Origin of the sequence: Parasphingorhabdus sp. DH2-15 (assembly GCF_051668705.1) — a bacterium.
In the GTDB taxonomy this organism is placed as follows: Bacteria; Pseudomonadota; Alphaproteobacteria; order Sphingomonadales; family Sphingomonadaceae; genus Alterisphingorhabdus.
Window position 1 is genome coordinate 804,768 of sequence record NZ_CP196351.1, and the last position, 17,227, is coordinate 821,994.

Sequence of the window (17,227 nt, forward strand, 5' to 3'; positions counted from 1 at the left end):
AAAAAATGAACTTTATAAAACTGTTGTAAAATTGCTTTTGAAAATATCATTACTTATTAGATGTTTAGATAATTTACTTATCAGTTGCCCGTGATTACCCCTTTAATCCCGTAAAAACCCCTGTTAGAAATCGACGATCGGGTTAGAGGCTAATCCATGTTTGTCTATTCGGACACCGCAATGCGCTGTGCACCGCGCATTGCAGAACATGAGAGCTTTGTTGTGGCCCGTCACAGCGCGGGGTAAGGTTTTTGGCGGAGCAGCCATCTTATAGATATCGGGGTATGGCCTATGTACAGCGCGGCGAGAAAGACCGCTTTGTGCTGCCGGCTAAGTTCCGCAAAGTGGTTGAGGAAAGCTCCGGCGCTCGCAAACTCCTCGTATCGCGCTTTTCCCAATTTGATTGTCTCGTCGGCTATGGTGAAAGCCGCCAGCTGCAAATCGATAGCGAACCATTGCGAAAACAGGAAAAGCTAGAGGGCTTGGACCCTGATTTCGATATAGAGTTGGAGGATTTGGGCGGTTCCGGCACGGTTGAAGAAATGAGCTTTGATGCCAGTGGGCGTTTTGTTTTTCCGCGGGCTGCGCGCTTGCTGGCGGAAATTGAAGATGAAGCCATGTTGATCGGTGCAGGTCCACAATTTCAGATTTGGAACCCAAATAAATTGCTCGCGCTCGATACCAATGTCCGTGCATTGCGTGATGCTCAGCGTATTTTGCCGGTCCTTCGTGAAGAAGCGGAGGGCAAGGCCTGATGGTAAAACCCTCTTTGGATAAGTCCGCACAATATGCGCAGCATGTGCCCGTAATGTTGTCTGAAGTGCTTGCGGCAATGGCTATAAAACAAGGTGAGCGGCATGTGGATGCGACCTTTGGCGCTGGCGGATACAGCCGCGCAATGCTGGAGGCCTGCGCAATTGTTCACGGTTTTGATCGTGATCCAGAAGCAAAAGGTCATGCTGAAGCTTTGCAATCGCAATTCCCTGAAAAACTGGTCTTTCACGCCGCGACATTTTCAAATCTGTCAGAACAATTGCGTGCTGCCAACATTGCGACTGTTGACGGCATAGTTTTTGATATTGGTGTGTCATCCATGCAGCTGGATCAACCCGAGCGAGGCTTCTCTTTCCGCGAAGATGGCCCGCTCGACATGCGGATGGCGCAAGATGGCGAAAGTGCCGCTGACTTTCTGAACAATGCTGATGAAAATGTTATTGCCGATATCTTGTTCACCTATGGCGAAGAACGCCAATCGCGGCGTATTGCCCGCGCTATAGTTGCCGCAAGGCCGCTTACCCGCACGCGTGAGCTGGTGCAGGTTATTCACAAGGTGCTGGGCTATCATTCTGGCATGAAGAAAGACCCTGCAACGCGCAGCTTTCAAGCCATTCGCATCCATGTGAATCAAGAGTTGGAAGAGCTACGCAAGGGCCTGCTGGCCGCCGAAGACATGCTTACCCCTGGCGGGCGACTTGTTGTTGTGAGCTTTCACAGCCTTGAAGATCGCGTGGTCAAACAGTTTTTGCGCAAGCGCTCTGGCAAAGTTGCTGGCGCAACGCGGCATATGCCTATTGCTCCTGTGGCAAGTAACGCGCCCAGCTTTTTGAAACCGGCCAAGGCTGTGCGGGCCAGCGAAGATGAGTGTCTTCGCAACCCGCGTGCACGCTCGGCCATATTGCGCAGCGCAATCCGCACTGACGCTCCTGCATGGAAGGAAGCGGCATGAGATTGGCATTTGGTAAGTTGAAAAATCTGGGCTGGATAGCACTGGTTTTGATCGTCGCTATTTCTCTCTATCCGCTGTCGCTCAGCGTTGCGACATTGCGCAGTGATTTGGCGCGTACTGAGAGCAAGATCGTACAAAGTAAGCGCCGTATCCGCTATTTGGAGACGGAATTTGCAACCCGGGCCAGCCTGAAGCAACTCGGTCTGTGGAACGAGCTGGACTATGGCTATAGCGCGCCAACAGCGGACCAATATCTGGGCAGTGAGCGTGCTTTGGCCAATCTGGGCAAAGGCCGCGACAGGCTGAACGATATTGTGCAGGTGGCCATGGTTGATGTTGGCAATGCTGCCGGCACGATTGGCTCACCTTTTGGGGATGGCATTCCTATTCCCAAAACCACAGAAGACGATGCGGCCAAAGACAATGCTGAACAAGATGAGGGTGCCGCTAAAGATGTCGCCATCGCAGTAGTTCCATCGCTGGATCAATCATTGCCGGAAGCATCGGGACAAATTGCTGATGAGCCAGCCTCTCGTCAGGCAGATGATAGTGAGAATATAGCGCCGCAGAAGCAAGATAGTGAGCCAGAGGTTGATATAGCGGGAGGCGTGCAACAATGATGGTCGTCGCCAAAGGGCAGGAGCGTGTCCGCCTTGCAACCTTCCAGTCGCAAGCATTGGTCGTTGCCAAAGTGCGTGCAATTGTTGTTCTGCTGCTATTCCTATTGGCGGTTGTGGCTATGATTTCGCGCCTTTTTTATATTGGCGCATTTGAAGAGCATAATGTCGCTAGCAATAATGGCACGCTCTACATTCCGCCGCGCGGGGATATTGTCGATCGCAATGGCGTGCCTTTGGCAAGAACTATTCAGGCTTTTGCAATCCGCGTTGTTCCAGAAAAGATCATTGGCGACAAAGCCGTATTGTCCGAACAGTTGGCAGAAATATTTCCAGACACGAGCGCACAAAAGTTTTTGCAAATTCTCAACCGCAATAAGCCGACCTATTTGCGCCGCCGCGTCGTTCCGGAAGTTGCCAATCGCGTGCATGCACTGGGTGAGGTCGGCTTCGACTTCCCATCAGAGAATGAACGCTTTTATCCGCAGCATAGCCTAGGCGCACATTTGCTGGGCTATGTGAATGCCGATGAAGAAGGCGCGATGGGTGTCGAGGGCGCGATGAACTCGCTTTTGAAACAAGAAGATATGCGCAGTCAGCCGCTGGAGCTTGCGATGGATGCGCGTGTTCAGGCCGCTCTGGAGCAGGAATTGGGCTCGCAAATGTTGCGGCTGGAGGCAAAGGGCGCGGCTGGAATCATTCTTGATGTCGATAGCGGCGAAGTTATCGCGCTGGCGTCTATGCCTGAATTTAACCCCAATAAAATTCAGAAAAGCGATATTCCACGTCAGCTCAATACCGTGACCAATAATGTTTATGAGCTAGGCTCAACTTTCAAACCATTGACTGTGGCTGCAGCGCTTGATGCAGGAACCGTTACCAATCTGGCAACCCGTTATGATGCGACCCAACCTATCCGTATAGCCGGTTTTGTGATTAAGGATGACCACCCACAAAACCGTTATTTGAATGTTCCTGAAACATTAGTGCACAGCTCCAATATTGTGACTGCCAGATTGGCGGATAATCTGGGTGCGGAACGCATGCAAAAACTGGTGCGCTCACTTGGTTTTGATGTGCCGCCCGAAATTGATCTTGATCAAAAGGCGCAACCTTTATGGCCTTCTAAATGGGGCCGGACCAACAATATGACCATTGCTTATGGTCATGGTATATCGGTGACGCCAATGCACTTGGCATCCGCTTATGCGGCTATGGTCAATGGCGGTATCTGGCGCCCCGCGAGCATCAAGAAACTGCGTGAAAGCGAAATCCCTGCTGGTCGCCGTGTTTTCAAAGCCTCAACCAGCGCAAGAATGCGCCAATTGCTACGCATGATTGTGGTGCATGGTACAGGGCGCAGCGCAGACGCGGACGGCTTTCGTATCGGCGGCAAAACCGGTTCGGCAGAAAAACCAGAAGATGGCGGATATAATAAAAAGTCACTCGTTTCTACTTTTGCTGCGGCCTTCCCGATGGATAACCCGCGTTATGTTGTCATCAGCATGATTGACGAACCGTCGGGCAATGCTGCCTCATCCTTTCAGAGAACAGCGGCCTATACTGCCGCACCTGTGATTAGAAACCTGGTGCCGCGCATCGGCCCGATGTTGGGTGTGATGCCGGATAAACGACGCGATGTTAATATCAGCGAGCTTACGCCTTTGCTGTGGAAAGCAGGGGGCTGATTATAGTGGATCTGGCTTCTCTTTTTCCCGATCACGGACTTTCGACCGGTGGCCAAAAGGTGACCGGTTTTGCCATTGATCACCGCAAAGTCGCACGCGGCAATGTGTTCGGTGCATTTGCTGGTGCCCGCTTCAATGGTGAGGACTTTATTCAGGATGCGCTGGCAGCGGGTGCTGCGGCTATTGTCGCACGGCCAGAAGCCAATGTTTCCGGCGGAACGCATATCGCTGATGTGCAGCCGCGCCGTATTTTTGCGCAGGCAGCGGCGCGTTTCTATCAGCCTATGCCGCAAATGACGGCCGCCGTAACTGGCACCAATGGCAAAACATCGACAGCAGAAATGACTCGCCAGCTTTGGCATATGGCAGGTCTGCAATCCGCTTCCATCGGCACATTGGGCATCACAACTTCGTTCGACCATGCTTATACAGGCCTTACCACGCCGGATATCGTTACCTTTTTGTCCAATATGGCGGGCATGGCAAAACAGGGCATCAGTCATGCAATTTTTGAGGCATCCAGCCACGGACTATCGCAATATCGCACTGAGGGACTGCCAGTGAATATTGCGGCCTTTACCAATTTTAGCCGCGACCATCTGGATTATCACGGCACTATGGAAGACTATTTCGCCGCGAAAATGCGCTTGTTTGATGAGGTGCTGTCCAGCAATGGTCACGCGGTCATATGGGCTGATGATGCGCATTCAAATGACGTGATAGAAAAGGCGAAAGCGCGCGGGACGCAGATAATGACTGTTGGCCAGCAAGGCGAGCATGTGAAATTGCTATCACGCACACCCACAGTATTGGGGCAGCAATTATCAGTGCAATATGCCGGCAAGGATTATGCGATCAACCTACCGCTTATCGGTGCGTATCAGGTCGCCAATGCACTGGTTTCAGCAGCTATCGCGATTGCCAGCGGTGTCGCAGCGGATAGTGTTTTTGATCTGGTCAAGCGCCTGCAACCCGTTCGCGGCCGTTTGGAACGTGCGGTTATCTGCGCTTCTGGAGCGCCAATATATGTCGATTATGCCCATACGCCGGATGCATTGGAAAGCGCAATCATTGCGCTGCGGCCCCATGTATCTGGCAAGCTGATAACAATATTTGGCGCAGGTGGGGACAGAGATAAAGGCAAGCGGCCTGAAATGGGCCGTGTGGCGAGCGAGAGCTCCGACATTGTGATCGTGACTGATGACAATCCGCGCGGTGAAGACCCTGGGGCTATCCGCCATGATATTATGCAGTCTGTACCAGATGCCGAGGAAATTGGCGATCGCCGTGCAGCAATTGCGTATGCCGTTTCTATTGCACAAAAGGGCGATATTATCTTGTTGGCTGGCAAAGGCCATGAGACGGGACAGATTATCGGCGCTGGTGCTGATGAGCGCGTTATTCCGTTTGATGATGTGCAGGTTGCTCGGGAGTGTGCGGCATGACGGATCAAGCGCAACAGCCGCTATGGACAGCACAGGCCATTGCGAAGGCCGTTAATGGCCAACTTCATGGCGATTTTACAGCCAATGGCGTGGCCTTTGACTCTCGTGAAGTCGGGCCGGGCGATCTGTTCGTCGCGATGCGCGGTGAGCAGGCTGATGGGCATGATTATATCACCAAGGCGTTCGCTAATGGTGCGGCAGGGGTTATTTGTGAACGTGCTTGCGAAGAAGGGCCGGCAATAGTCGTGTCTGACAGTGCAGCAGCGCTTGAAGCCTTGGGTGTCGCCGCACGTGCGCGCACGGATGCCGTCATCATCGGCGTCACTGGCTCGGCTGGAAAAACCGGCACAAAAGAAGCCCTGCATCAAGCACTGGAAAGACTGCCATCGCGCAGCGCCCACCGCTCGGTCAAGAGCTATAACAACCATGTCGGTGTGCCATTAAGCCTCTCGCGTATGCCGCAAGAGAGCGATTTTGCGGTTCTGGAAATGGGCATGAACCATAAGGGTGAACTGTCCGCACTGACGCAGATGGTAAGGCCGCATGTCGCAATCGTGACAACGGTTGCATCGGCGCATATCGAGTTTTTCAAAAATGAGGCCGCCATTGCAGAGGCCAAGGCAGAGATATTTGAAGGATTGGAAGCCGGCGGAACTGCGATCATCCCTTATGATAATCCGCATTACGGCATTTTGTACAAAAAGGCGGAAGATTGCGCCAGCAACATCATTACTTTTGGCACGTCGCCAGAGGCGGATTGCCATGTGGTTGATCAGCTTCCGGCTATGGAAGGCGGCACTTTGGTGACTGCTATGCTCAATGGTCAATTGCTGGTGTATCGCATTGCACAGCCCGGCCCGCATTGGGTGATGAACTCTCTGGCGATATTGGCAGGCGTTCAAGCTGTAGGCGGTGATCTGGGCGTTGCTGGATTGGCGTTGGCAGAGGTGGAAGGTCTTGCAGGCCGCGGAGCAAGGCACAGTCTGACCGTCGCTGACGGCAGTATATTGGTCATCGATGAAAGCTATAATGCCAATCCTGCCTCTATGGCTGTTACTCTGGGGGATTTGGGGCAAACATCGGCGCAGCGGCGGGTTGCCATATTGGGCGCGATGAAGGAATTGGGCGCGCAATCAGACGATTTACACGCTGGTCTATCTGCACCAATTATTGCTGCTCAGATCGATCAATGCATATTGGTTGGTGAAGAGATGCAAATTCTTTCGGAAAAGCTTGCCAATATGCTTGAGTATAAGGGGCAAGTCGCGCATGTGGCGGATTCATCACAGGCTCTTGATCAGCTGCGCACAACGCTTAACGCAGGCGATGTCATTTTGGTCAAAGGGTCTAATTCTCTGGGTTTGGGATCGGTGGTTAAGGCTCTGACTGATGAGCTGCCTGCCGATGGGGACGCATAATGTTGTATCTTTTGGCAGAATGGATGGAATTTGAAGGCATCTTCAATATCATCCGCTATTTGAGTTTCCGTTCAGGAGCGGCGGTCATCACTGCCCTATTCATTGGCATGCTGATCGGTCCGCGCTTTATTGATATGTTGCGTGTTCGCCAGGGTAAGGGGCAGCCCATTCGTGAAGATGGCCCGCAAACCCATTTGGCCAAGCGCGGTACGCCTACAATGGGCGGCTTGATGATCCTAATCTCATTGACGTCGTCATTGTTGATTTGGATGGACTTTCGCAACCTGTTTGTCTGGGCTTGCCTGTTCGTGACATTGGGCTTTGGCGCTATTGGTTTTCTGGATGATTATGACAAGGTGCGTTCGGGCAGCCATAAAGGTGTGTCTGGCCGCATTCGCCTGTTGCTTGAATTCATTATTGCAGGCTTCGCCGCATGGTTGATCCTCAGCAAAACAGGCACATTGCTGTATGTGCCGTTTTTCAACAATCTGGCTTTTGATCTCGGTCTGTTATATTTTGCTTTTGCAGCCTTTGTCATGGTGGGAGCAGGCAATGCCGTGAACCTGACTGATGGCCTAGATGGTCTGGCAACCATGCCGGTGGTGATCGCCAGCGTGACATTTTTGATCATTGTCTATCTGGTCGGCAATACGGTTTTTTCCGGCTATCTAGGCATCCCTTATGTGGAAGGCGTTGGCGAACTGGCCATATTTTGTGGGGCGATTATTGGCGGTTGCCTTGCCTTTTTATGGTTCAATGCGCCGCCTGCCGCTGTTTTTATGGGCGATACAGGCTCTCTGGCTCTTGGCGGGGCACTGGGTGCCATTGCGGTATCTGCTCACCATGAGATTGTTCTCGCCATTGTCGGCGGATTGTTTGTTCTGGAAGCATTGTCGGTCATCATACAGGTTGCGGTATATAAACGCACGGGCCGCCGCGTTTTCCTGATGGCACCTATTCACCACCATTTTGAACAAAAAGGCTGGGCTGAATCCACTGTGGTTATCCGTTTCTGGATTATCTCGCTGATATTGGCCTTGGCAGGATTGGCAACGCTCAAACTCAGATGATTACCAGCACCGCCTTTGCCGATAAGAAATTTGCCGTATTGGGGCTGGCGCGCTCAGGCATGGCTGTGGTTGAGGCCTTGCTAGCATCCGGAGCGCATGTTCTGGCATGGGACACACGTCAGGATGCGCGTGAAGCAGTGCCGGCAGGAACTGTTATTGGCGATATATTACAGGCGGATCTGACCGGCTATGCGGCCATCATTGTATCGCCAGGTGTGCCTATTAACCGCCATCCAGTGCGCGATATCGCCGCCAAATATGATGTTCCACTTATCGGTGATATCGAACTTTTTGCTATGGCACGACCAAATCTGCCTGACCATAAAGTTGTCGGCATCACTGGCACCAATGGTAAGTCGACAACCACGGCTTTGGTACATCACATTTTGCAAGGCGTTGGTGTTAACAGTCTGATGGGGGGCAATATTGGCCTGCCTATCATGGGGCAAACGCCTTTGGAGCCTAATGATAAAGGCCCTGCGGTTTATGTCCTGGAACTCTCCAGTTATCAGATAGACCTGACCCACAGTCTTGATTGTGACATTGCGGCCTTACTCAATATCACGCCGGACCATCTTGAACGTTATAATGATGATTTTGCGCAATATGTCGCGTCGAAAGAGCGGATTTTCGATATGCAGAGCGCTGGCGTCTCTGTGTTCGGGGGTAGTGATTACGAAGCGGGCAGAGTTGCCAGCAAGTTGCGTGCAATAAGCTATAATGAAGGCCATGGTTCAGGCAATGTACAATGCGGTTCAGCAACTTGGCTAAAGCAGGATGAATGGCCCAATCTGCAAGGCCCGCATAATTTAGAAAATGCCGAAGTTGCTGCGACCATATGTTATAAACTTGGCCTTTCACGCATACAGATTGCCTCCGGATTGCGTTCTTTCTCTGGTCTATCACACCGTATGGAAGTGGTGACGCAGCATAATGGCGTCACATTTGTGAACGATAGCAAGGCAACCAATCCTGCCTCTACGGCACCGGCTTTGGCGGCATATAAAAACATCCATTGGATTGTTGGTGGATTGCCAAAGACTGATAATTTGGACGAATGCACGCCGCATTATGGCAACGTTAAAAAGGCATATCTTATTGGTGAGGCGGCACCCGCATTTGATAAGCTGATTGGACCGCACTTGCCGGTGGAGCATAATGAGATGCTATGCAGCGCGATAATGGCGGCTTTTGAAAATGCTGTGACGGGGGATGTCATCTTGCTGTCCCCGGCATGCGCGTCCTTTGATCAATTTCGTGACTTCGAAGCGCGGGGTGATGCGTTCAAGGCCGTGGTCAATAAAATTGTGTGCGAGCAGGGTGTTCGGGAGGTCCAGCTATGAACGATAACGCTGTAAAGCGCCCATCGATTGTTTTTAGTGAGGGCATTTCACGCCGCTTTTCCAACAGATTGGGCCGGTCTGACCGCTCGCAATTGGCCATATGGTTTTGGGAAATTGACCGTATTGCCTTATCGATAATGTTGATCTTGATGGCGATTGGTTTGATTGCAATTGCCGCTGCATCTCCCGCCACTGCTGAGCGTCTTTCAACTGATCGCGTGACGTTAGACCCGTTATATTTCTTCTACCGCCAATTGCGTTGGCTGGCCGCGGGCATACCCGTTATGATCGTGGTGTCTATGTTGCCCAAAAAAGAGGCACGTAGGCTGGCGATCTTGGCGATGATAGGTTTTGGTATATTGCTAATGCTGGTGCCAATATTAGGCGAGTCCAAAAATGGTGCGCAGCGTTGGATTGGCTATGGTCTAACCATTCAGCCGTCAGAGTTTCTAAAGCCTGCTTTTGCGGTCACTGTTGCGTGGATATTGTCGCTGAAAGTGCGTGACCCGTCGCTGCCTGTCACATTGTTCAGCGGCTTTTTGTTCGCATCCGTGGCTTGCCTGCTGATGATGCAGCCTAATCTGGGCGCGACTATCGTCTTTTTCGGCATCTGGTTTGTGCTGGTCCTGCTGGCCGGGCTTTCTGCACAAATTATTGCTCTGACCATGGCTGGCGGTGTTGGCGGATTGCTGGGCGCCTATTTTCTTTACCCAACTGCCACTGCACGGATTAACAGCTGGCTATTTGGCGGCGACAGTTTTGATCAGGTGTCTTTGGCGCACAAAACGCTTACCAATGGCGGTTTCATAGGTGCAGGACCAGGTCTTGGTACCGCGAAGTTTCGGCTGCCTGAGGCGCATACTGATTATATCTTTTCGGTCGTTGGAGAAGAATTTGGCCTGTTTGCCTGTGCTGCAATCGCGATAATCTATTTGATTTTGATTGGTCGTGTGCTGATGCGCCTACAGGAAGAAAACGACCTTTTCACCTCACTTGCAGTAACTGGACTGGTTGCGCAAATTGGTGGACAGGCGATGATCAATATGGCGGTGAACCTCCAGCTGTTTCCGTCCAAAGGCATGACTTTGCCATTTGTCAGCTATGGTGGCTCATCCATGATTGCGCTGTGCTTTGCCGCTGGTTTGCTGCTGGCCTTTAGTCGCCGCAACCCATATCTTGACCGCTCACTGACCAATAGGGATAGCCAAGGTTTGGAGTGGCACACAGGATGACCAATATCACGCGCCATTATGTGCTCGCTGCCGGAGGAACTGGCGGCCATATGATACCGGCCTATTCGCTGGGCAAGGAGCTTATGCGCCGCGGTCACCGCGTTGCACTGCTAACCGATGAGCGCGGCGCAAAAATACCCGGTGCTTTTGAGGAAGCACAGATCCATATTCTGCCGACAGGCCGATTGAGTGGTAACCCGATTGCGCGGCTAAAAGGCCTGAAAAGCATTTGGACAGCGCGCAAAATGGCAAAGCAGTTGTTCACGACTTTTGAACCGACAGCCGTAGTCGGCTTTGGTGGCTATCCGGCTTTGCCGACCTTGCTGGCCGCACATTCCATGAAAGTGCCGACGCTGGTGCATGAGCAAAATTCGGTTTTTGGCAGAGTGAACCGTCTGATGGCACGCCGTGTCAGTGCGATTGCGACAGCTTATAAAAAAATCGAAGGGCTGGACCCGAAATATAAAGACAAAACCCATCTGGTCGGCAATCCTGTGCGTGATGAGATATTGGAGCTGAGAACCAAAGATTATCCGCCTTTTCTAACCGATGGATTGTTTCGTGTTCTGGTGACAGGCGGCAGTCAAGGTGCCCGCATATTGTCTGAGGTGGTGCCTGACGGTCTGGCCATGTTGCCTGCCTATTTGCGCCACCGGCTGCAAGTGACGCAGCAATGCCGCGAAGAAGATATTGATTATGTCCGTGCACGCTATGCCGAGCATAATATCCCTGCGGAGCTGGCAACCTATATTGACGATTTGCCCGACCGTCTTGGTTGGTCGCATCTGTTTATCGGGCGATCAGGCGCATCAACAATTGCAGAGCTGACAGTTGTGGGCCGACCCGCGATTTTGATCCCGCTGCCCTTCGCCACTGATGATCATCAGACCATCAATGCACGCGAGATGGTAAAAGCAGGGGGTGCGCGGACCATCGTGCAACCAAAAATCACGGTGACGCAGCAAACTGATCTGGAAGGCAAAGCGTCAAGAGATCATGCCAAAGCCTTGAGCGAAATGGCTAAGCAATTGGCAAAACAGGTCAGGCAGATTGCCAAAGACCCTGCGGCACTCAACAATGCGGCTTTGGCTGCGCACAAATGCGGCTATCCTAATGCGACGAGTGATTTGGCAGACTTGGTAGAGAATATCGGTCCTAGTGGAATTTCTGACGCTATCCGTATGGCGCCGGCGAAGCAGCAAGGCGCAAGTGTGAAACCTGCATTGGCCAAAACGCAGGAAAAGGAGCGCAATCACTAATGCGTGGTGTTGGAACGGATATTGGAATTATCCACTTTGTCGGCATTGGCGGTATCGGCATGTCCGGTATTGCCGAGGTAATGCACAATCTGGGTTATCAGGTGCAGGGTAGCGATCTGTCCGATGGGCCAGTCGTTCAAAGACTTAAGTCCAAAGGCATTGCGATCTTCCAAGACCATAGCCCGGAAAATGTTGCTGAAGCTGCGGTGCTAGTGACCTCTACAGCGATCAGACGGACAAACCCTGAAGTGGCTTATGCCTTGCAGAACCGCATTCCGGTTGTGCGCCGGGCAGAGATGCTGGCCGAGTTGATGCGCCTGAAATCGACAGTGGCCATTGCTGGCACGCATGGCAAGACCACCACCACATCAATGGTTGCGGCGATGCTGGATGCAGGCGGTATTGACCCCACGGTTATCAATGGCGGCATCATCAATAATTATGGCTCTAATGCGCGGCTGGGCACCAGCGAATGGATGGTTGTTGAAGCTGATGAGAGCGATGGCAGCTTTTTGCGGTTAGATGGCACTTTGGCGGTCGTCACCAATATCGACCCTGAGCATTTGGACCATTATGGCAGTTTTGAAAAAGTCAAAAATGCCTTTGTCGAATTTATTGAGAATGTGCCTTTTTACGGGGCTGCCATGATGTGCCTCGATCATCCTGAAGTGCAGGCATTGTTGCCGCGTATCAAGGACCGCAGGATCGTTACCTATGGATTTAGTGCGCAAGCGGATGTGCGCGGTCACAATGTTACGCCAATGCCGGGCGGCAATGTTTTCGACGTTGCAGTGCGCGACCGCGATGGTGATGTCCGCCAGATAGAGGGCATAGAATTGCCGATGCCGGGCAAACATAATGTCCAAAATGCGCTGGCTGCTGTGGCTGTTGGTCTGCAAATGGGCCTTAGCGATACGCAGGTGCAATCGGGCTTTGCCAAATTTGGCGGCGTGAAGCGGCGCTTCACCAAAGTTGGCGCGGTAAATATATCTGATAGCGAAGTGCCGGTGATTGATGATTATGGCCATCACCCAGTGGAAATTCGCGCAGTATTGGCCGCCGCTCGGGAGGGCGTGGACGGCCGGATTTTCGCCGTCATGCAGCCGCACCGCTATACGCGCCTCAATGAGCTTATGGACGATTTCCAGCAGGCATTTAATGATGCTGATAGCGTGTATATCACGCCGGTTTTTGCCGCAGGGGAAGATCCGATAGACGGCATAGACAGCTTGGCGCTGGTCAATGGTCTGCGTCAGCGTGGTCACCGTGAAGCCAATGTGGTCGGCAATATCAATGATTTGGCGACAGTGCTTGCCGGACAAATTCAAGCAGGAGATATGATTGTCTGCCTTGGTGCAGGTGACATCACCAAATGGGCGGCGGGCTTGGCCGATGCTGTTCAGGAAGTGATGAAATGATGGCCGCGCTTACCCTTCCTGTTGTAAGAGGCAAGCTAAAGCAAAATGCGCCTTTGGCCCCGCTTGTGTGGTTCAAGTCTGGTGGGCCGGCTGACCTGTTGTTTGAACCAGCGGATATTGCCGATTTGCAGGATTTTTTGCGTCAGATAGATGCGGATATGCCGGTTTGGCCATTGGGGCTTGGCTCTAACCTGATTGTGCGTGATGGCGGTGTGCGCGGTGTGACCGTGCGGCTGGGCAAGGCCTTTGCCACTGTAACGCAGGACGATGACGGCCATATGGTGTGCGGCGGCGGAGCCTCGGGCATATTGGTGTCCTCAAAAGCGCGTGATGCACATCAGGCCGGTTTAGAATTTTTGCGCGGTATTCCGGGCACTGTTGGTGGTTTTGTGCGCATGAATGGCGGCGCCTATGGCCGTGAGGTGGCTGACATATTGGTCTCTTGCGATGTCGTGCTGCGCGATGGCGCGCTGGTCACATTGCCGGTTGACGCGTTAAACTATAGCTATCGCCACAGCGCCTTGCCAGACGGGGCAATTGTTGTCAGCGCGCGCTTTCACGGTACGCTAGGCGATAAAGAGGCAATACAGGCAGAGATGGACCGTATCGCCGATGCGCGTGAATCCTCACAACCTTTGCGCAGCAAAACCGGTGGATCGACTTTCAAAAACCCTGATGGACATAAGGCATGGGCGCTGGTCGACGCGGCTGGTTGTCGCGGTTTCCAGATTGGCGGCGCACAAGTGAGTGAGAAACATACAAATTTCATGATCAATACTGGCGATGCTAGCAGCGCCGATATTGAGGCACTGGGCGAAGAAGTGCGCAAGCGGGTAAAGGCACAATCGGGCGTTGAACTGCAATGGGAAATTCAACGCGTGGGAGAAGCAGCATGACCCTTGCCAAACTTCATATTGCGGTCTTGATGGGCGGCTGGTCGGCGGAACGCGACGTGTCTTTGATGAGCGGCGAGGGCATTGCCAAAGCGCTTGAAAGCCGCGGGCATAAGGTCAGCCGGATTGATATGGACCGTAATGTGGCGGCTGTTCTGACCGAATTACGCCCTGATATTGTATTTAACGCACTGCACGGGACACCGGGTGAAGATGGCCGCGTTCAGGGCATGCTTGATCTGATGCAAATCCCTTACACGCATAGCGGCATGGCGACATCGGTTATTGCGATTGATAAAGAGCTGACCAAAAACGCGCTGGTTCCGCACGGTATCCCAATGCCAAAGGGCCAGATTGTGCGCAGTGAAACCCTTTACGCATCTGACCCGATGCCGCGCCCTTATGTGCTGAAACCCGTCAATGAAGGGTCTTCCGTTGGTGTGGCCATCGTCCATGATGACAGCAATTATGGCAACCCGATTGCACGTGACGCCGTGGGGCCTTGGCAGGAATTTGATGAATTGCTGGCCGAACCCTTTATCAAAGGCCGCGAGCTGACCACAGCGGTTATCGGCGATCAGGCACTGACCGTTACCGAATTGCGCGCAAAGTCAGGCTTTTACGATTATGAAGCCAAATATACGGATGGCCTTACAGAGCATATCTGCCCTGCCGATATTCCGCAGGATGTGCATGATCTGTGCATGAAATATGCGCTTGAGGCGCATAGGTTGCTTGGTTGTAAGGGTGTGTCACGCACGGATTTCCGATGGGATGACAGCATGGGAACAGACGGGCTGTTCGCACTGGAAACCAACACGCAGCCGGGCATGACACCGCTCAGCCTTGTTCCTGAACAGGCGGCGGCAACCGGTATGGATTATGCAACATTGGTCGAGAAAATAGTGGAGGCGGCATTATGAGTAGCACCAAGATAAAACGCGGCAAGCAAGCATCTCCGCGCCGTAAGCCCAGCAAGCGGCGGACGATCAAGAAGACAAGTATTTTTGATCGTATGCTGGCGGTTCTGCCCTTCACGCAGGAGCAGATAAGGCGGGCCATGACGATCGCCATTCTGGGTGTAGTCGGGCTGGGTGTCTATAGCGTAGCCTCAATCACTGGTATGACTGACAAAGCCTATGCGAAATATGCTGAAACCGCTGCTAATGCCGGGTTTGAAGTACGGCAGATAGAGGTGCGCGGCCTTGAGAATGTCAATGAGCTGAAAGTATATGAAATCGTGCTGGCAGAGAAAGACCGCTCTATGCCGCTGGTTGACCTTAAAGCTCTGCGCAATGAATTGGTGCAATTTGGCTGGATTGCCGACGCCAGAATTTCGCGGCAACTGCCCGACCGTTTGATCGTCGATATTGTTGAACATAACCCCCATGCTTTGTGGCAAAATGGCGATACGCTGGCGTTGATCGATAAAGAAGGTCGCGTGCTCGAAAAACTGTCCAAGGGGCATAGTTTTGATCTTCCGCTTATTCGCGGGGAATATGCCAATGAAAATATTGCTGCGCTAGACGCGATTATGGGGGAGGCACCTGCACTCACTGCCTTGGTTGAAGAGGCGGAATGGGTTGGTCGCCGCCGATGGGATGTAACATTTGATAGCGGCGAGAAACTTGCCTTGCCGGAAGGTGCGGATGCTGCAAAGGCAGCTTATGTGAATTTTGCGCGGATGGAAGGCGTTAATCGCTTGCTGGGCAAAGGGGTCACATTCTTTGATCTTCGCGACCCTGAAAAGGCATATTTTCGTCTGCCGCGCGCTCAACAAGATAATGATAAAGATAGTGCGGGCGATACTGCACAGTCCGAGAAAGAGGGGGCACAATGACTGCATCAACCATCAGCAAAGTTTATACAGCGCTTGATATTGGTTCTTCAAAAGTAAGTGCGCTGATTGCTGGGCGGACCGAAGAGGGTAATTTGCTGGCGCTCGGTACGGGTCAACATGTCAGTTCCGGCGTTAAAAAGGGTCATGTTATTGATAAAAACCGGACCGAACATGCAGTACGTAGCGCTATTGAGCAAGCGGAGAGAATGGCCGGTGTAAGCATCGACCAAGTCTGGGTCGGCTGCACCGCTGGCGGGTTGTCCAGCCATATTACCTCGGTCGAGACGGAGTTAAACGGCGGACGGATTGAGCAGGATGATGTTGATTATCTGCTGAGCCATGGCCGCGATGCCATTGACCCTGATGGCCGCCTGGTTTTGCACGCAGAACCTGCGCTCTACACGCTTGATGGACAGGCCGGTGTCAAGCACCCGCTGGGCCTTCATGCTGACCGTTTGGGGGTTGATATTCATGTCGTGCTTGCTGATGGCGCACCGGTTCGCAACATCGATCAATGCGTAAGAGCGGCACATCTTGATGTGCGCTCCGTGGTCGCGGCACCCATTGCAACAGGCCTTGCTTGCTTGAATGAAGAAGAACGCGAACTGGGCGTAGCATTGGTCGAGATGGGGGCGATGGTCACCAATATCTCGCTTTACATGCACGGCATGTTGGTCGGTCTCCACAGCATCCAATTTGGCGCGTCTGATATTACCGATGCCATTGCATCATCTTTCGGCATCCGCTGGCATGAAGCTGAACGATTGAAATGCTTTTATGGTTCGGCAATATCCAGCCCTGCCGATCACCGCGAGATGATACCAGTGCGCCGCAATGGAGATAGCGACCCGAATATCACGCAAAATGAGGCTGATGAGCGTATAGCGCGTGCTGATCTGGTCAGCGTGATTGTTCAGCAAATGGATTATCTGCTGGGAGAGGTGTCTCGTTCGCTCAAACAACTCGGCTTTACAGGGCCGCGCGGCAAGATGGTTGTGCTTGCAGGCGGCGGCGCTGAATTAAAAGGCGTGGCGGATTATGCGCAAAGCGTGTTTGGTCAGTCAGTACGTATTGGCCGCCCTAAGCGTTTGGAAGGATTGCCGGAAGCGCATAGTGGGCCAGCCTTTGCAACATTGGCCGGCCTAGTGCGATATGCCGATAGCGACCCGAAAGATATACGCCAATTGGCGCTTAATAAGCAGACTGTTCATAGCTATTCAGGTTCTGCAATAATCAAGCGGTTATGGCGTGCTATGCGGGAAAATTATTGACGATAAG

General features: G+C 52.5%; 15 protein-coding genes. All 15 read left to right on the forward strand.

The features are described from left to right. Positions 1-284: 284 nt before the first annotated feature. From ACR9YC_RS03760 to ftsA, 15 genes are read left to right on the forward strand one after another with little or no spacing between them, the layout of a single operon-like run. Positions 285-755, forward strand: a complete 471-nt coding sequence (locus tag ACR9YC_RS03760; protein ID WP_438730045.1) for a division/cell wall cluster transcriptional repressor MraZ — start codon at positions 285-287, stop codon at positions 753-755. Beyond that, positions 755-1,726, forward strand: a complete 972-nt coding sequence (rsmH, locus tag ACR9YC_RS03765; protein ID WP_438730048.1) for a 16S rRNA (cytosine(1402)-N(4))-methyltransferase RsmH — start codon at positions 755-757, stop codon at positions 1,724-1,726. Before ACR9YC_RS03760 ends, rsmH begins: the two co-directional genes overlap by 1 nt. After that, positions 1,723-2,346 carry a hypothetical protein gene (locus ACR9YC_RS03770; RefSeq protein WP_438730051.1) on the forward strand — a complete coding sequence of 208 codons (624 nt, stop codon included), beginning with the start codon at positions 1,723-1,725 and terminating at the stop codon, positions 2,344-2,346. Before rsmH ends, ACR9YC_RS03770 begins: the two co-directional genes overlap by 4 nt. Further along, positions 2,343-4,031: a peptidoglycan D,D-transpeptidase FtsI family protein gene (locus ACR9YC_RS03775; RefSeq protein ID WP_438730054.1), complete on the forward strand. Its 1,689-nt coding sequence runs from the start codon at positions 2,343-2,345 to the stop codon at positions 4,029-4,031. The genes ACR9YC_RS03770 and ACR9YC_RS03775 overlap by 4 nt, the downstream gene beginning before the upstream one ends. 5 nt (positions 4,032-4,036) lie before the next feature. Further along, positions 4,037-5,476 carry a UDP-N-acetylmuramoyl-L-alanyl-D-glutamate--2,6-diaminopimelate ligase gene (locus ACR9YC_RS03780; protein ID WP_438730057.1) on the forward strand — a complete coding sequence of 480 codons (1,440 nt, stop codon included), beginning with the start codon at positions 4,037-4,039 and terminating at the stop codon, positions 5,474-5,476. Continuing rightward, positions 5,473-6,894, forward strand: coding sequence for a UDP-N-acetylmuramoyl-tripeptide--D-alanyl-D-alanine ligase (locus ACR9YC_RS03785; RefSeq protein WP_438730060.1), 1,422 nt, complete (start codon positions 5,473-5,475; stop codon positions 6,892-6,894). The genes ACR9YC_RS03780 and ACR9YC_RS03785 overlap by 4 nt, the downstream gene beginning before the upstream one ends. Beyond that, positions 6,894-7,964 carry a phospho-N-acetylmuramoyl-pentapeptide-transferase gene (mraY, locus tag ACR9YC_RS03790; protein WP_438730062.1) on the forward strand — a complete coding sequence of 357 codons (1,071 nt, stop codon included), beginning with the start codon at positions 6,894-6,896 and terminating at the stop codon, positions 7,962-7,964. Before ACR9YC_RS03785 ends, mraY begins: the two co-directional genes overlap by 1 nt. Continuing rightward, positions 7,961-9,307, forward strand: coding sequence for a UDP-N-acetylmuramoyl-L-alanine--D-glutamate ligase (murD, locus tag ACR9YC_RS03795; RefSeq protein ID WP_438730065.1), 1,347 nt, complete (start codon positions 7,961-7,963; stop codon positions 9,305-9,307). Before mraY ends, murD begins: the two co-directional genes overlap by 4 nt. Next, positions 9,304-10,539 carry an FtsW/RodA/SpoVE family cell cycle protein gene (locus ACR9YC_RS03800; RefSeq protein WP_438730068.1) on the forward strand — a complete coding sequence of 412 codons (1,236 nt, stop codon included), beginning with the start codon at positions 9,304-9,306 and terminating at the stop codon, positions 10,537-10,539. Before murD ends, ACR9YC_RS03800 begins: the two co-directional genes overlap by 4 nt. Beyond that, the gene (murG, locus tag ACR9YC_RS03805) at positions 10,536-11,798 is read left to right on the forward strand and encodes an undecaprenyldiphospho-muramoylpentapeptide beta-N-acetylglucosaminyltransferase (protein ID WP_438730070.1); all 1,263 of its coding nucleotides are present in this window, start codon (positions 10,536-10,538) and stop codon (positions 11,796-11,798) included. Before ACR9YC_RS03800 ends, murG begins: the two co-directional genes overlap by 4 nt. After that, the gene (gene murC, locus ACR9YC_RS03810) at positions 11,798-13,216 is read left to right on the forward strand and encodes a UDP-N-acetylmuramate--L-alanine ligase (RefSeq protein ID WP_438730073.1); all 1,419 of its coding nucleotides are present in this window, start codon (positions 11,798-11,800) and stop codon (positions 13,214-13,216) included. The genes murG and murC overlap by 1 nt, the downstream gene beginning before the upstream one ends. After that, on the forward strand, positions 13,213-14,112 hold the full coding sequence (gene murB / locus ACR9YC_RS03815) for a UDP-N-acetylmuramate dehydrogenase (RefSeq protein ID WP_438730076.1): 900 nt from the start codon (positions 13,213-13,215) through the stop codon (positions 14,110-14,112). The genes murC and murB overlap by 4 nt, the downstream gene beginning before the upstream one ends. Next, entirely contained in the window at positions 14,109-15,032 is a 924-nt protein-coding gene (locus ACR9YC_RS03820; protein ID WP_438730079.1) for a D-alanine--D-alanine ligase, read from the forward strand. Before murB ends, ACR9YC_RS03820 begins: the two co-directional genes overlap by 4 nt. Then, on the forward strand, positions 15,029-15,949 hold the full coding sequence (locus ACR9YC_RS03825; RefSeq protein ID WP_438730081.1) for a cell division protein FtsQ/DivIB: 921 nt from the start codon (positions 15,029-15,031) through the stop codon (positions 15,947-15,949). The genes ACR9YC_RS03820 and ACR9YC_RS03825 overlap by 4 nt, the downstream gene beginning before the upstream one ends. Continuing rightward, positions 15,946-17,220 (forward strand): cell division protein FtsA, encoded by a 1,275-nt coding sequence (gene ftsA / locus ACR9YC_RS03830; protein ID WP_438730084.1) that lies wholly within the window; start codon positions 15,946-15,948, stop codon positions 17,218-17,220. Before ACR9YC_RS03825 ends, ftsA begins: the two co-directional genes overlap by 4 nt. The last annotated feature ends 7 nt before the right edge of the window (positions 17,221-17,227 follow it).

Coding starts and splice junctions, on each gene's coding strand:
- murC (WP_438730073.1), top strand. CDS start 11,798: ATGCGTGGTGTTGGAACGGATATTGGAATTATCCACTTTGTCGGCATT.
- ACR9YC_RS03820 (WP_438730079.1), top strand. CDS start 14,109: ATGACCCTTGCCAAACTTCATATTGCGGTCTTGATGGGCGGCTGGTCG.
- ftsA (WP_438730084.1), top strand. CDS start 15,946: ATGACTGCATCAACCATCAGCAAAGTTTATACAGCGCTTGATATTGGT.
- rsmH (WP_438730048.1), top strand. CDS start 755: ATGGTAAAACCCTCTTTGGATAAGTCCGCACAATATGCGCAGCATGTG.
- mraY (WP_438730062.1), top strand. CDS start 6,894: ATGTTGTATCTTTTGGCAGAATGGATGGAATTTGAAGGCATCTTCAAT.
- murB (WP_438730076.1), top strand. CDS start 13,213: ATGATGGCCGCGCTTACCCTTCCTGTTGTAAGAGGCAAGCTAAAGCAA.
- ACR9YC_RS03760 (WP_438730045.1), top strand. CDS start 285: ATGGCCTATGTACAGCGCGGCGAGAAAGACCGCTTTGTGCTGCCGGCT.
- ACR9YC_RS03825 (WP_438730081.1), top strand. CDS start 15,029: ATGAGTAGCACCAAGATAAAACGCGGCAAGCAAGCATCTCCGCGCCGT.
- ACR9YC_RS03785 (WP_438730060.1), top strand. CDS start 5,473: ATGACGGATCAAGCGCAACAGCCGCTATGGACAGCACAGGCCATTGCG.
- ACR9YC_RS03770 (WP_438730051.1), top strand. CDS start 1,723: ATGAGATTGGCATTTGGTAAGTTGAAAAATCTGGGCTGGATAGCACTG.
- ACR9YC_RS03800 (WP_438730068.1), top strand. CDS start 9,304: ATGAACGATAACGCTGTAAAGCGCCCATCGATTGTTTTTAGTGAGGGC.
- murD (WP_438730065.1), top strand. CDS start 7,961: ATGATTACCAGCACCGCCTTTGCCGATAAGAAATTTGCCGTATTGGGG.
- ACR9YC_RS03775 (WP_438730054.1), top strand. CDS start 2,343: ATGATGGTCGTCGCCAAAGGGCAGGAGCGTGTCCGCCTTGCAACCTTC.
- murG (WP_438730070.1), top strand. CDS start 10,536: ATGACCAATATCACGCGCCATTATGTGCTCGCTGCCGGAGGAACTGGC.